Genomic DNA, 13,705 nt, shown 5'->3' with positions numbered 1-13,705 from the left:
TCACGTCCGTTCGCGCAACAGAAATCCGGAGATGCCCTTCGGCAGCACGCGGACGACGACGATGACGGCAATCAGCAGGCCGATCTGGCCGAACAACTGCCCTTGCCAGGAAGTCATCACCGACTTGACTACGGCGAGGACTGCAGCCGCGGGTGCCGTGCCGAGGAATACATCCGCGCCACCGATGACCACGGTGACGAAGGCTTCCATGATGAAGGTCGCCCCCATGGTCGGCACCAGCGTCATGGTCGGCGCGTAGAGGCCGCCGGCGAGGCCCGCGAGGCCGGCGCCGCAGGCAAAGGTCAGGCTGTAAATCCAGCGTGTATCGACGCCTAGCGCGTTGGCCATGTGCGGCACCTGGATGGTGGCACGCGCCTTGACGCCGAACGAGGTCCAATTGAACAAAGCGTACAACCCGCCCAGCACGCCCAGCGCCGATGCGAACAGCACGATGCGGTAGATCGAATAGGAGTAGGCCCCAACCTGAAACGAGCCGAACGGCGTGCCCACCCCGCCCATGGTCGATCCGATCGCAATCAGCGTGCCCTGCGTCGCGATCAGACTGAGGCCCCAGGTCGCCACGATGGTGTCGAGCGGACGATCGTAGAGATGGCGCACCACGACGAATTCGACCAGCATGCCGACCAGCGCCGAAACCAGCGCGCCGGCGACGATCCCCAGCGGCAACGGCAGCCCCGCATGTACCGTGGAGGCCGTGACATAGGCACCGCACATGATGAACTCGCCGTGCGCGAGATTGATCACGCCCATCATGCCGAAGATGACCGCAAGCCCGCAGGCCGACAGCACCAGAAACGCGAAGGCGTCTCCAAATTGAAACAGTACAGAAAAGGCCAGCGTCGTGATGTCCATGTCAGGTCCAGCATCGTGTCGTTGGAGAAGACCGCAGCGGCGCTGCGGTGGTCGTCGAGGGCCGCTCCGGAGGGGGGGGGGACCTCCGGAGCGCCCCGCCCAGTTACGGCTTCGGCGGCGGATTCGACGGCGTGTACTGCGCCATCGGATCCTTCTTGGTCAGGTCGCAACCGGCATCACCCAGCCAATAGGGCTTGATGCCCTCCCAGACAGTCGGGAACGTGATCGAGTGATCGGCGCCGACCTTGGCCAGATAGATCGTGTGCGACATGTGCTGGCTCTTCGGGTCGATGCAGACCTTGCCTTCGGGCGCATCCATACAGACATCGCCCTGCGCGATCACCTTGCGGATCTCTTCACGCTTGGTCGACTTCGCCCGCTCCACCATCTGCTTGTAGAGATAGACCGCGAGATAGGAGTTCTCGGCTTCCTGGTTCACGTAGGGCTCGTTCGGGAACTTGGCCTTGAACTTCGCCAGGAAGGCCTTGGCGCTGGGCGAGTCGATTTCCTCGATGTAGTTGGTGGTGACGTACATGTCCTTCAGGCTCGGCGCCTTGAAGCGCTTGTGCTCGTAGCCCTGGCCGACATTGACCGACGACGCCATCGGCAGGTTGACGTTGGCGGAGGCTGCCTGCTCGTAGTAAGAGGCCTGGGCGGTACCGACCAGCAGCGTCACCACGAAGTCAGGCTTGGCTTTCTGGATGTTCTGGATGCTCTGCGAGAATTGCGAGACGCCGAGCGGGATGAATTCTTCGCCGGCCATTTCGCCGCCGTTTTCCTTGACGATCTTGCGAACCCACTCGGCCGAAATCTGACCGAAATTGTAGTCCGCTGCGAGCGTGTAGACCTTCTTGCCATAGGTCTTCATCATATAGGGGATCAGCGTCGAGAACTGCTGCTCCGGGACCGCGCCGGTGACGATCATGTGTCCGTCGCAGACGCCGCCTTCATACTGGTTGTTGTAGAAGGCAAAGCCGTTGAGCTGATCGACGATCGGGCGATAGGCTTCGCGCGAAGCCGAGGAGAAGCCGGCAAATACCACGTCGGCCTTGTCGCGCTGCAGGACGCGCCGCATGAATTCCTGGTAGCGCGTATTGTCCGACTGGGTGTCGTAGATCACCAGTTCGAGCGGACGGCCCATGACGCCGCCGGCCTTGTTGATCTCCTCGGCTGCGAGCTGGATCGCGTGCACCTTGCCGATCGTTGCCACCGCGAAATCGCCGGATTGGTCTTCCAGCACGCCGAGCTTGATCGGCGTCTGCGCGAATGCCATGCATGAGGCGAGGACAAGCGTCCCCGTGAGGACTGCGGCATGCAGTCCCCGGAATACAGTTCGGGTCATGTGTATCTCCTAGAGGGCTCGTTGATTTCCACGTTGCAGCGGCAAAGGGCCGATGCGGTCGGTGTCGTCGGGCGGTTTGGCCCGTCTGCTCAGCAGATTCTCGCAATAGAGTTCCACATTCTGCCTTGCACCCATGCTCTCCCGCCGCAGCTGCGCATAGGCGCCGTCCTCATCGAGGCCGGTGTCGCGCATTCGCTGAACCACAGCGTGCAGCACCGCGCGGCGTCCACGCCGGCGTTCCTCGAGACTCTGCACGCGCTCGTGCATCTCGCTGCGCAGGAGAAATTGGTTGATGCCCATGAACAGCGAGGTGTAGACCGCACCTCCATGCACCGGCTTGCGAAGAAACGAGGTGGCGCCGAGATTGACCAGCGCCTTCAGGCGGCTCGGCGCCTCGACCCCGACCAGACCGATCACCGGCACCGGCGGCAGCCGCGACTCCGGATTGATCTCGATCGCAACGGCATCGCCGAGATCGCCATCGATAAACAGGATGTCGCGATCGGCCTTCAAGCCGGCAAAGTCGATCTGCGCGCGGCCATGGACCATCGCGGGATAGTCACAGGACACCCCGAGCTTGGCGAGCGTGGTTTCCAATGCGCATTCCCTGCCCGAGCGCTCCATGATCACCAGCGCGCGGCCGCCCTTGAAATTCTGCAGAAGCTGCGAGTTCATGACTTCACCACCCTCAATAGCGGAGATCTCATTGCCGTTGCGAACCGCGGCGACGTCTGGACGAGATAGGGATCGGGAGCGACCGGGTGCTGCGCCTCGAGCAGCACGTCGAACTGTCCGTCGGCGGTCGAGCGACCGATCCGCGGCGTCAGCCATGCATGATAGGTCTGCGGATCGATCCGGACCTCTCCCTGCGGCGCAGCCAGCCGTTGATTGGCCACCGCGGCGCGGACTGCGCGAGCCTCATCGGTACCCGACTGCTGCAGCGCCGCTGCCAGCAGCTTGACCGCGTTGTAGGAGGCCTCGGCATCCGCCGACGAGGCCGGACCTTGCGGGAACGCTGCGGCATAGTCGCGGCGGAATGCGGAATTCGCTGCGCCGCCCAGCGAGGAGAAGTACACGCTGGAAGACAGGTGGCCATCGACCGCGTCCTCGCCGATCTCGGCAAGCTCAGGTTCCGACAAAGTACAGGAGGCCACCGGGATCGTGGCAGCCTGATCGATTCCGCGGGCACGACAGGCGCGGCGCAGCGTGCGGAAGAAGGCATAGGCGCTGGTGCCGATCAGATTGTTGAAGACGAAATCCGGCCGTTGCTCGATGATCACCTCGACCAAGCGATCGACATCGGTATCGCCGATCGGCAGATAGCGCTCCGCGGTCACGGCGCCGCCCCGCGCGATCAGCGCCTCGCGGAAGATCCGGGTGTTTTCCCAGGCCCAGATATAATTCGACCCGATGCAGAACGCGGTCTTGCCGACGCGTGCGACGAGATAGTCCACCAGCGGCAGCACATGCTGGTTCGGCGCCGCGCCGGTATAGATGACGTTATCCGAACTCTCGAAGCCCTCATAGTGCGACGGATACCAAAGCAGGCTGTCGAATTTTTCGAAGCACGGAATGACTTCCTTGCGGCTCGACGAGGTGTAGCAACCGACCACATGGCGCACGCCCGACGACAGCAACTCCTGGCTGAGCGCGCGGTAGCGCGCGAGATCGCCGTCCGGATTGACGATCACCGGCTCCAGCAGTGGCCCGCCGGCGGCAGCGATCTCCTCGAACGCAAGCGTAGCGCCATTGAGCATCGAGCGCGCCACGGCGCTATAGGAGCCCGTGGTCGAGAGCAGTACGCCGATCCGATATGTCTTCCGCGCCATCGTTCAATCCAAAAAACGCCCAGCGGCCGTGAAGCCGTGGGCGTTATCGCCACCAACCAGACACGCTCAGAAGCGCGGTGTTGGAAATCGTTGCATGTCGCTTGTCTCTGGGCGCATTTGCCCAATACATGACGATACGGTCACCGAGATTTTATCGCCAGTCAAGCGCATTGATGTGGCGGCCGCTGCCCTTCTTACGGCCTTCATGCATAAAATCCATGCAGTCGGTGAATCGCGAGACTTGTTTTACGCGGAGGTGATAGTTGAGCGCCGCATCTTGCACCGCATCATTGCTCGTTCGCGCTCGCAAACCTCATTATCAATGCCGTCACCGCGCATATAAACTGCGCACCGGGAGGAGGCACGCCCGTGCAGACGGGCGGCCTACAAGATCATGTTCTATGGACACGATCCCTACTTGGTGGATAGCTTATCACCGCGAAAATACTCACTGCATGATCCGAGGTTGCAAGGAAGCTGTCGACGAATTTGTCGACGTCGTCCGGCGCGACATAGACATGGGCCGTATCGTACTGCTCGCGGACTGCATCCTCTTTCGAGGGCGCATCGCGCAACAACGTCGGCTACGCCGTCAGCACTAGGATGGAAAGAGCGGCGGTGAGGTGAAGCAGGCGCATGGAATATCCTGTCGATCAATGGTTGGGGAGCGGTTCAGCCGTTTGGCCGGGATTGTGCACGTCCAGAGTCAGAAAATGCCGGACCACGGGGCCTTGCTGACCGGTGTGAAACTGCGCGGTCTCGCGCTGCACGTCGGCATCGGCATTGGAAACCCGATGGTGCTGGCGCAAATGTTCCGCCCAGGACTCCACCATGAACCACTCGACGATGCGTTCGGGATCGGCGGCATCCTCGGTGATGCCCCAGCCATAGGCGCCGTCGCGGCGACGCGCTTCGGAGAGCCGCTTCAGACATTCGAAAAATGGAGGCCGGCTCCCGCGGGGGATCCGATATTCGACCAGGATCAGCACCGGACCGCGGTCATGCTCGACCGCCTCCGAGGTCAACGGCTCCGGCCAGTAGTTGGATGGCGCCAGATCGGCCTCGCCAGTCGGCAGCTTGACGCGATTCAGAAGCAGCGCAACCACCACCAGTCCGGCGGCGCTGACCAGCAGTGCGCCGGGTACGCCGAGCGCTTCGGCCACTGCGCCCCAGCCGAGGCTTCCCGCCGCCATCGCGCCGTTGAACACCATTAGATAGACCGCCAGCCCGCGGCCGCGCACCCAGTTGGGCAGCACCGCCTGCGCGACGCCACTGAACGTCGTCAGCGCGGTGATCCAGGCGGCGCCAAGCAACAGCAGCGCGGGAATTGCGAGCCACTTTGGTGGCGCGAGCGATAGCGTCGCCATCACCAGCGCGGTGACGATCGCCGCCAGCAGCAAGAGATGGTCGGAGTCGAGCCGCGCCCGCAGCCGCGGCAATATCAGCGCGCCCCCGATGGCGCCGGCGCCGACAGCCCCCAGCAACACGCCGTAGAACCCGGCATCGCCCCCGAGCAGGTTTCTGGCGACAAGCGGCAGCAGCGCCCAGATGGCGCCGGAAAACGCGAAGAAGATCGCGGCGCGGAACAGCACCACGTGCAGCTCACGGCTCGAGCGCGTATAGCGAAGGCCGGCACGGAGAGCGCCGAAGAATTTTTCGGACAGCACGTCATTAGTGGCTGGCGGACGCGGCCACCACAGTAACGCAGCAATGACGAAGACGTAGCTGATGACGTCGGCGCTATAGGTGACCGCGGCACCGAACGCGGCGAGCAGCATGCCGCCTGCGGCCGGACCGATCGAGCGGGCGACGTTGATGCCCAACGAGTTCAGCGCTACCGCGCTCTTGAGATCCTTTTTCGGCACCAGCTCGGGCACGATCGCCTGCCAGGTCGGGCCGACCAGGGCCGCGCCGATGCCGCCGATGAACGTGAGGCCGACGAGCAGACTGACCGTCAGCAGGCCGTTCCAGGACAGAACCATCAGGGTCGCGCTAACGGAGGCGAGCAGCACTTGCACGGCGATCAGGAATTTGCGGCGGTCGAGGATATCGGCGAGCACGCCAGCGGGAATCGCGAACAGGAAGATCGGCAGCGTGCCCGCGGCCTGGATCAGCGACACCGCGGCCGGCGCGGCCGAGAGATCCGTGACCAGCCATGAACTGGCGACATCGCGCATGAAGCTGCCGGTGTTGCCCATCACGGTCGCGGCCCAGATCACCGCAAACACCGACTGGCGAAACGGCGCGAAGGCGCTGGTGGCCACCGTCGCGCCGTCGGTGTTCTTCACGGGCTCACTCATGATGGGCGCCCCGCGTGCAAAGTGATCTGGTTCAGGTCGTGCCATGCGATCAGCAGAAATCCGCCGCACAGGCCGATATGTTCAAAGAAGCCGTTCATCGCCATGAAGCGCTCCGGCGGAGCCATCTCCCAGAAGCGGTTGGCCAGCAAGGTCGCTAGCAGCGTGAAGCCCGCTAGCGAAAGCGCCCCCAGCCATCGGTAGAAGCCGCTGAGGATCATGAGCGAGGCACCGATCTCGAAAGCGATGACGATGATCGCCAGAGGCGCAGCCGGCGATAGTCCGAAATGGTTCATCTCGACGATCGCGCCGGGAAAGTCGAACGCCTTCACCAGGCCGCCCTGCAGATAGGCGGCACACAGAGCGAGCAAAGCCAGCCAGCGCACCAGCGGTGCGCCTACCACAGGGCGAAGAAGTGCGGCGATGCTCATACCGCCCAACAAGCGCAGCCGAGCGCGCCCCAGAAGCCCTTGAGATCGCTGATGGGCAGCTTGCTCGACCATGCCGTGGCATGGTCGTGGCCATGCACGGTGCAGGAATTGGCGCAGCCGCAGCTCATCGCCATCTTGCGCGCGACCGTCTGGCTATTGGCCGCGGGCTCCGCCCAGGCGCCGTAGCCGCCGAAGGTGCGCACCGGCGACCAATCCGGCATGGCCGGCGGCGGCGCATGGTCGTCGAAGCGTTTAAAATCACCGACGCCATACACCACGCGACCGCCGACGATGGTCAGCACCGAACTGATGTCGGCGATTTCGTTCTCCGGACAGGCGAAGAAATCGCGATCCGGCACCACGACATCCGCAAGCTGCCCGGCCTGGATGCGGCCTTTCTTGCCTTCCTCGTTGGAAAACCACGTGACGTTCTCGGTCCACATCCGGAGTGCCGTCTCGCGGTCCAGACAATTGCGCTGCGGATAGAGCTGCATCCCGCCGACGGTGCGGCCGGTGACCAGCCAGGACAGCGAGACCCAGGGATTGTACGACGCCACGCGGGTCGCATCGGTGCCGGCGGAGACCTTGACGCCCTTGTCCAGCATCTTCCTGACCGGCGGAGTCGCCTCGGCAGCGCCGTGACCATAGCGCTCGACGAAGTATTCGCCCTGATAGGCCATCCGGTGCTGCACGGCGATGCCGCCGCCGAGCGCCGCGATGCGGTCGATGGACTGGTCCGAGATCGTCTCGGCGTGATCGAAGAACCAGTTCAACCCTTGCAGCGGAATGTCCTGGTTGACGCGCTCAAACACGTCCAATGCGCGGCTGATGGTTTCGTCATAGGTGGCGTGCAGCCGCCACGGCCAGCGATTCTCCGCGAGAATGCGCACCACGCCTTCCAGCTCGCCTTCCATCTCCGGCTCCATATCCGGGCGCGGCTGGCGAAAATCCTCGAAATCGGCGGCGGAGAACACCAGCATCTCGCCGGCGCCGTTGTGACGGAAATAATCATCGCCCTGCTTGTACTTGGACGTCTTGGTCCAGTTCAGGAAGTCATCCTTCTCGCCCTTCGGCTTCTGGGTGAACAGGTTGTAGGCGAGGCGAATGGTGAGTTGGTTCTCGTCGTGCAGCTTCTGGATCACCGCGTAATCTTCCGGATAGGTCTGGAAGCCGCCACCGGCATCGATCGCGCCGGTGACACCGAGGCGATTGAGTTCACGCATGAAATGCCGCGTCGAATTGACCTGATAGTCGAACGGCAGTTTTGGGCCCTTGGCCAGCGTCGCATAGAGGATCGCGGCATTCGGCTTGGCCAGCAACAGGCCCGATGGATTGCCGTTGGCGTCGCGCACGATCTCGCCGCCGGGAGGCGCCGGCGTGTCGCGCGTGTAGCCGACCGCCCGCAGCGCAGCCCCGTTCAGCAAAGCGCGGTCATAGAGATGCAGCAGAAACACCGGCGTATCCGGCGCCGCCGCATTCAACTCCTCGATGGTCGGCAGCCGCTTCTCGACGAACTGGTGCTCGGTGAAGCCGCCGACGACGCGGACCCACTGCGGCGGCGGCGTCACCGCGACCTGCCGCTTCAGCATGCTCATAGCATCCGACAGGCTGCGCACGCCGTCCCAGCGCAACTCCATGTTGAAATTGAGCCCGCCGCGAATGATGTGCAGGTGATTATCGATCAGCCCCGGCAGCACGCGCCGGCCCTTGAGATCGATCATCGTCGTATCCGGTCCGGCGAGCGGCACGATCTCGTTATCGTGGCCGACCACTGTGAAGCGCCCATCCTTGATGGCCACTGCGCTGGCCACGGGATTGGAGCGGTCCAGCGTTGTGAACAGGCCGCGGTGAAGGATGAGGTCGGGATGCTGTAAATCAGTCATATCTGCTCCTGAACGATGCTCGAACCGTCGGTATGAGATGGGTGGCGTCAGCCCTCGACCGGCGGCCGCGCGGGGCCGGCCGCAGTGTCGGAGCCGCGGCCCTTCGGCAGATGCCCGAACATGTGCGGCTTGACCTGATGGAGCCACGACTGCACCGCCGGCTCCTTCTGCCACAGCGTACGCACCAGTGGTGGGATCTGCTCGCCAACGAGAATGCCGAGCAGACCGACCAGCGCCACCACCGGCGGCGCCGGAGAGCGCACGTTGATCAGGCTGTAAATGACGCCGACCAGCAGGCCGGCACCGACGGAGATCAGGTGCGCTCTCATGTCATGTCCTCACTTGCGATGGTTATTTGGCCGGACCGCCTTCGGAGGCGTGCTCGCCGAGCGCCCACTTCGAGAAGCGAATCTGGATGCCGTAGGGCGAATGCGCGCGCTGGATGTCCATCATGCCTTCATAGGTTTCGCTGCGCGCCCAGTCCTGCTGCAGCTCATAGGCATATTGTGATGAGGTGATCGGCACAGCGCCGGCCTGGATGGCGCGCTGCATCGCCCGTTCATGGGCTTCCGGCGAAAGATCGCCGCAGGCATCGGCTGCGATGTAGATCTCATAGCCTTCGCGCAACATGTCGAGCGTCGGGAAGATCACGCAGGCTTCGGTCCACAGACCGGCAATCACGAATTTCTTGCGGCCGGTGGCGGCGACGGCCTTGCGGAAGTTGGGATCGAGCCAGGAATTCATCGAGGTGCGGTCGATGACATCATGGTCCGGAAACAGCGACGTCACTTCCGGCATGAACGGACCGGAAAACGAATCGCGCGCAACGGTGGTCAGCACGGTCGGAATCTTGAAGAGCTTGGCAGCCTTGGCCAGAATCTGCACGTTGTTGACGGTCACAAGACGATCGTGTGACTGCACGCCCTGAAACATCGCGGGCTGATAATCGATCAACGCGATGGCGCTGTTTTGCGGGGTCAGCATTTCTTGAAAGGACATTGGCAAGTCTCCATGAAGGCGGCGCGACGGCACGCGCAGGAAGTCAATCGATGACCGCAAGCAACTGATCGATGGTTGCGAGTCGGAGTGGCGCAGGCGACCAGGTGCGTCTGACCTGAGGCACGATGCCTGCGCGGAACTGAACCGATGTCGGGCTAGTGGTCTTGTCTGTAAGTCAGGTTCCGCCACGCGAACGTGCTGGCGATGGGTTGAGCGCGGCTAGTCCTAGGTCTAGTCGTCCATCACCTTGTCGAAGCCGAGCCGGTCGGCCATGCGCACCAGGTCGGCGATGGAGCCGGCGCGCATCTTGCGCATCACCGAGCCGCGATGCAGCTTCACTGTCGCTTCGCTCAAGCCGAGCACGGCGGCGATCTGCTTGTTCATCAGGCCGCATGCGACGTGCTTGAACACCTCGCGCTCCCTGCTCGTGAGCGTCTCGAAATCACGATTGAGACTGGCGGCGCGCCGGGCCTGCAGGCGCGCGGCACGATCCTGCGCCAGCGCGGCGTCGACAGCGTCGAGCAGGTCCTGGGCGCGCACGGGCTTGGTCAGGAACTCGACCGCGCCAGCCTTCATGGCGCGCACCGACATAGGCACATCGGCATGGCCGCTGATGATGATAACCGGCGTAGCGACGTTCAGCTTGGCGAGGTCATCCTGGAAATCGAGCCCGCTGCGCCCCGGCAGCCGCACGTCAAGAATAATGCAGCCATAGCCGTCGAGCGTCTCCTCGTCGAGATAGTCCTGCGTCGATGCGAACGACACCACCTGCAACCCCACCGAGCGTAGCATCCCATCAAGCGCGTCGCGGACGCCCTGGTCGTCGTCGATGACCGCAACGATAGCGGCGGATGGTCTGGAATTCTCGGTCACGCGCCCCCCTACGCCTGCAACGCCGGCAACGAAAACAGGCACCGTGTGCCCTGCGGCACCCGGGGGTCACCCGCAGTTCTCCACCATGGCCTTCGATAATGGCACGACAGATCGACAACCCCATGCCAATGCCCGACTGCTTGGTGGTGAAGAACGGGTCGAAGATCTGGCTGGCGACTTCCGGCGCTATGCCGATGCCGGAGTCCTCGACGGTGACCCGGACCTCGCCCGACGGTTCGCGCCCGGATTTCACGATGGCGCGCCGATCCCGGCCGTCGGAAGCGTTGATCGCATCGGCGGCATTGGACAGCAGGTTCAGCATCACCTGCTGCAACTGGATGCGATCGCCGACTACCGGCAATGGCGTCGGCTGCAGGTCGATCTCGACGGCAATATCCTGGTGGCGAAACTCCAGCCGCACCACCGCGAGGATGCCCTCAATCAATTCGTTGAGATCCAGGGTCTCGAACGCCACCGGGGTGTTGCGCGCAATGGCGCGAATTCGCTCGATGATCTTGGCGGCACGGTGGCCTTCGGATATCGCGCGCAACGCCGCCGCTCTGGCTTCGTCGAGATCCTTATGGGCGCCGTCCATCCATTTCAGGCAGGCTTCGGCATTCATGACCACCGCCATCAAAGGCTGGTTGACCTCGTGGGCGATGGACGCCGTCAGCTGTCCCATGGTCGTGACTCGCGACATGCGCGCCAGATTGGCCTGAACGGCCTGCAGGGTGTTCGCCGCCTTGCGGCGATCCGACGTGTCGGAAAACACGAGCACCGCGCCGCTGACAACACCGGCGTCGCCGATGATCGGTGCGCACTTCTCGTCGATCGGAAATTCCTGCCCGTTGCGGGAGATCAGGATCACCTGGTCGGCAGACTTGCAGGACACGGACGAGACCAATGCGCGCGCCATCGACGTCTGCTGCATCGGACGCCTGTTGGCGTCCATGACCCGATAGATCGATGCCAGCGACATACCGATGGCATCGTCACTGGCCCAACCGGTCATCGCCTCGGCAGCGGGGTTGATGAAGGTGACGCGACCGCGATCATCGGTTGCGATAACGCCGTCACCGATGCTCGACAATGTCGCCTCATAGCGACGCTCGCTTTCGCGCAGCTTGCGTTCGGCACTGTGCTTGTACAGCGCCATTTCGATCACTGTGCGCAGTTGCAGGTCTTCGAACGGCTTCAAAAGATAGCCAAACGGCTCCGCCTGGCTGGCGCGCCGAACCGTTTCATCGTCGGCATAGGCGGTGAGAAAAACCACCGGGATGCGGCATCTGATGCGGATCTGCTTGGCGGCGTCGATGCCATCGACCTCGCCCTCGAGGCGGATATCCATCAGCACCAGATCCGGCTGCGTGCTGATCGCCAGTTCCACCGCCGCTTCGCCGCGCGACGTGATGCCGGAGACCGAATGCCCGGTCCGCGCCAACTGCTCGCGGATATCGCGCGCGACGATGCGGTCATCCTCGACGATCATGATCCGCGCGGGGGTCATCATGCCGGCACCCCGATATATCGGTGGTCTTTGAAGGTCAGCACGAACCTAGTCCCTTCGCTGCGTTCGACGAACAGCACGCCGTCCAGCTGTTCGACAAGATCGCGTACCAGCTGCAATCCCAGCGACGTCGTGTCTCCGACATCGACATGGCCTGGCAGCCCGATGCCATTGTCGGCCACGGCGAGGTTGCATGTGCCGTCACGCTGACGTCGGAAGCTGATGGTAATCTGGCCGCTGCGTCCGGCAGGAAAAGCGTGCTTCAGCGCATTGGAAACAAGTTCGTTGACGATGAGCCCGCATGGTATCGCACGATCGAGGTCAAGCGCAGCGTCGTCGCTGTCCGCCACGATGCCGATCCGGGAGAGACCGTAAGCGCGGTCAAGCTGCGCACACAGACTCTCGATGTGCCCCTGCATCGCAATCTCGGCGAAATTGCCGGCGCGGTAAAGATTCTCATGCACCATCGCCATTGACCGAACGCGGTTGCGGCTGTCGGCAAACAGCGACGCCGTGGCGGGATCTGCAATGCGCGATGCCTGCAGGCTCAAGAGACTACTGATGAGCTGCAGATTGTTCTTGACGCGGTGGTGCACCTCCTTGAGCAGCACTTCCTTTTCGTCCAGTGACGCCTGAAGCCGGTCGCGCGCGGCGTTCCCCTGCGTAATGTCGAGTACGGCGCGCCGCAGTTCGAGTTGCGTCATGATCTGCCGGGCGAGCGCCTGCAAGGTGAAGCGCTGGCGAGGCGAAAGGCCGTCAGGCCGTGGCGTGTGATCCAGTACGCATACCGTGCCGATACGAAGGCCATCCGGCGTTTCCAGCGGAGCGCTCGCGTAAAAGCGCAGCTTGGGACTGCGCTGTACCAGCGGATTGTCTTGAAATCGGCGATCTGCCGAAAGATCGGGAACTTCGAACATATCGGACTGAAGGATCGCGTGCGCACAGATCGAGTGCTGAAGCGGAAGCTCCTGATCACCATGGCCGACACCGGCGAGCGTCCAATGCCGGTGACCGTCGATCAGGTTGATGGCGGCAATAGGCGTGTTGCAGATGTCGGAGGCGATCTGAATGAAGTCGGAGAAGTCTGCGTCGGATGCAGAGTCGAGAATCTCATACCGAAGCAGCGCCGCGACGCGATCGCCATCGTTCCACATGTCAGGCACTTGGGTAGGCTTCATGTCGCGCTGTCAGGTCATGGATCGGCATTGGAGCTGCCTGCACAATCTATTCTATGAAAAGCTCAATGAGAACAGTTCATTACAACGTCGCCGGACTTGGGTCCGGCGGCAAGCAGCAGCGTTAACGCGCATGGCTTCTGCCATTTGCACTGTCTTGTACAGAAGTCCGCCGTCGTCGGCGAACTGCTCAGGCAGGTGACGGTGTCGGGCGGGCTTTTTGCCGCCGGCAAGTGCGACCAGTCGTCATCGGACATTCCCAATGCCACGCTCGCCGCAGCGCTCGGCCGCTTCTTGTCGGATATCCTGGACCAGGGCGAAGCGGCCGTGGCGCGCTGGCGGCCCGGCCTCGCCGGCGCAGTCGGCTCCAACGGCGGGGTCTCGACCGAATCGCCCGGTCTTCAGCTTGTGGAAGATCTCGCTGATCAACTGCACGGCAATTTGGTCATCGATTCAGCCACCGAAACGCGATTCGCTTCACGCTGAGCGGCGACTG

The 13,705-nt window shown here is 63.1% G+C and carries 13 protein-coding genes; 1 reads left to right on the top strand and 12 read right to left on the bottom strand.

Annotated features, from left to right (window positions below; translation table 11 throughout):
* From ONR75_RS03670 to ONR75_RS03615, 12 genes are all read right to left on the bottom strand, one after another.
* Positions 1-873, bottom strand: coding sequence for an ABC transporter permease subunit (locus ONR75_RS03670; protein WP_265081429.1), 873 nt, complete (start codon positions 871-873; stop codon positions 1-3).
* Between the two features lie 103 nt (positions 874-976).
* Positions 977-2,215, bottom strand: coding sequence for an urea ABC transporter substrate-binding protein (locus ONR75_RS03665; protein WP_265081428.1), 1,239 nt, complete (start codon positions 2,213-2,215; stop codon positions 977-979).
* 9 nt (positions 2,216-2,224) lie between these two features.
* Positions 2,225-2,890, bottom strand: a complete 666-nt coding sequence (locus ONR75_RS03660; protein WP_265081427.1) for an ANTAR domain-containing response regulator — start codon at positions 2,888-2,890, stop codon at positions 2,225-2,227.
* Positions 2,887-4,044: a transporter substrate-binding domain-containing protein gene (locus ONR75_RS03655; RefSeq protein ID WP_265081426.1), complete on the bottom strand. Its 1,158-nt coding sequence runs from the start codon at positions 4,042-4,044 to the stop codon at positions 2,887-2,889. The genes ONR75_RS03660 and ONR75_RS03655 overlap by 4 nt, the downstream gene beginning before the upstream one ends.
* Positions 4,045-4,697: 653 nt before the next feature.
* Complete coding sequence (locus ONR75_RS03650; RefSeq protein ID WP_265081425.1) at positions 4,698-6,344, bottom strand: MFS transporter; 1,647 nt, start codon at positions 6,342-6,344, stop codon at positions 4,698-4,700.
* Positions 6,341-6,772 carry a DoxX family protein gene (locus ONR75_RS03645; protein WP_265083525.1) on the bottom strand — a complete coding sequence of 144 codons (432 nt, stop codon included), beginning with the start codon at positions 6,770-6,772 and terminating at the stop codon, positions 6,341-6,343. Before ONR75_RS03645 ends, ONR75_RS03650 begins: the two co-directional genes overlap by 4 nt.
* Positions 6,769-8,655 (bottom strand): amidohydrolase, encoded by a 1,887-nt coding sequence (locus tag ONR75_RS03640; protein WP_265081424.1) that lies wholly within the window; start codon positions 8,653-8,655, stop codon positions 6,769-6,771. Before ONR75_RS03640 ends, ONR75_RS03645 begins: the two co-directional genes overlap by 4 nt.
* A 47-nt stretch (positions 8,656-8,702) precedes the next feature.
* Complete coding sequence (locus ONR75_RS03635) at positions 8,703-8,984, bottom strand: XapX domain-containing protein (protein ID WP_265081423.1); 282 nt, start codon at positions 8,982-8,984, stop codon at positions 8,703-8,705.
* Between the two features lie 22 nt (positions 8,985-9,006).
* Positions 9,007-9,654, bottom strand: a complete 648-nt coding sequence (locus ONR75_RS03630; RefSeq protein ID WP_265081422.1) for a hydrolase — start codon at positions 9,652-9,654, stop codon at positions 9,007-9,009.
* Between the two features lie 231 nt (positions 9,655-9,885).
* Positions 9,886-10,527 (bottom strand): response regulator transcription factor, encoded by a 642-nt coding sequence (locus ONR75_RS03625; protein ID WP_265081421.1) that lies wholly within the window; start codon positions 10,525-10,527, stop codon positions 9,886-9,888.
* A complete protein-coding gene (locus tag ONR75_RS03620; RefSeq protein ID WP_265081420.1) occupies positions 10,451-12,037 on the bottom strand; it encodes an ATP-binding protein in 1,587 nt (528 codons plus the stop codon). The genes ONR75_RS03625 and ONR75_RS03620 overlap by 77 nt, the downstream gene beginning before the upstream one ends.
* On the bottom strand, positions 12,034-13,212 hold the full coding sequence (locus ONR75_RS03615) for a histidine kinase dimerization/phosphoacceptor domain -containing protein (RefSeq protein ID WP_265081419.1): 1,179 nt from the start codon (positions 13,210-13,212) through the stop codon (positions 12,034-12,036). The genes ONR75_RS03620 and ONR75_RS03615 overlap by 4 nt, the downstream gene beginning before the upstream one ends.
* Positions 13,213-13,308: 96 nt before the next feature.
* Here ONR75_RS03615 and ONR75_RS03610 point away from each other — a divergent pair, with 96 nt between their 5' ends.
* Complete coding sequence (locus tag ONR75_RS03610) at positions 13,309-13,695, top strand: AAA family ATPase (protein WP_265081418.1); 387 nt, start codon at positions 13,309-13,311, stop codon at positions 13,693-13,695.
* The last annotated feature ends 10 nt before the right edge of the window (positions 13,696-13,705 follow it).

It is taken from the genome of Rhodopseudomonas sp. P2A-2r, assembly GCF_026015985.1.
GTDB lineage: Bacteria > Pseudomonadota > Alphaproteobacteria > Rhizobiales > Xanthobacteraceae > Tardiphaga.
Note: the sequence above shows the minus strand (reverse complement) of the source record. Positions and strands in the feature narration are given on the sequence as shown.

Bases quoted from the DNA above. Each gene is read 5' to 3' on its own strand.
- ONR75_RS03665 (WP_265081428.1), bottom strand. From the start codon at position 2,215: ATGACCCGAACTGTATTCCGGGGACTGCATGCCGCAGTCCTCACGGGG.
- ONR75_RS03655 (WP_265081426.1), bottom strand. From the start codon at position 4,044: ATGGCGCGGAAGACATATCGGATCGGCGTACTGCTCTCGACCACGGGC.
- ONR75_RS03660 (WP_265081427.1), bottom strand. From the start codon at position 2,890: ATGAACTCGCAGCTTCTGCAGAATTTCAAGGGCGGCCGCGCGCTGGTG.
- ONR75_RS03650 (WP_265081425.1), bottom strand. From the start codon at position 6,344: ATGAGTGAGCCCGTGAAGAACACCGACGGCGCGACGGTGGCCACCAGC.
- ONR75_RS03620 (WP_265081420.1), bottom strand. From the start codon at position 12,037: ATGATGACCCCCGCGCGGATCATGATCGTCGAGGATGACCGCATCGTC.
- ONR75_RS03630 (WP_265081422.1), bottom strand. From the start codon at position 9,654: ATGTCCTTTCAAGAAATGCTGACCCCGCAAAACAGCGCCATCGCGTTG.
- ONR75_RS03640 (WP_265081424.1), bottom strand. From the start codon at position 8,655: ATGACTGATTTACAGCATCCCGACCTCATCCTTCACCGCGGCCTGTTC.
- ONR75_RS03615 (WP_265081419.1), bottom strand. From the start codon at position 13,212: ATGAAGCCTACCCAAGTGCCTGACATGTGGAACGATGGCGATCGCGTC.
- ONR75_RS03635 (WP_265081423.1), bottom strand. From the start codon at position 8,984: ATGAGAGCGCACCTGATCTCCGTCGGTGCCGGCCTGCTGGTCGGCGTC.
- ONR75_RS03645 (WP_265083525.1), bottom strand. From the start codon at position 6,772: ATGAGCATCGCCGCACTTCTTCGCCCTGTGGTAGGCGCACCGCTGGTG.
- ONR75_RS03670 (WP_265081429.1), bottom strand. From the start codon at position 873: ATGGACATCACGACGCTGGCCTTTTCTGTACTGTTTCAATTTGGAGAC.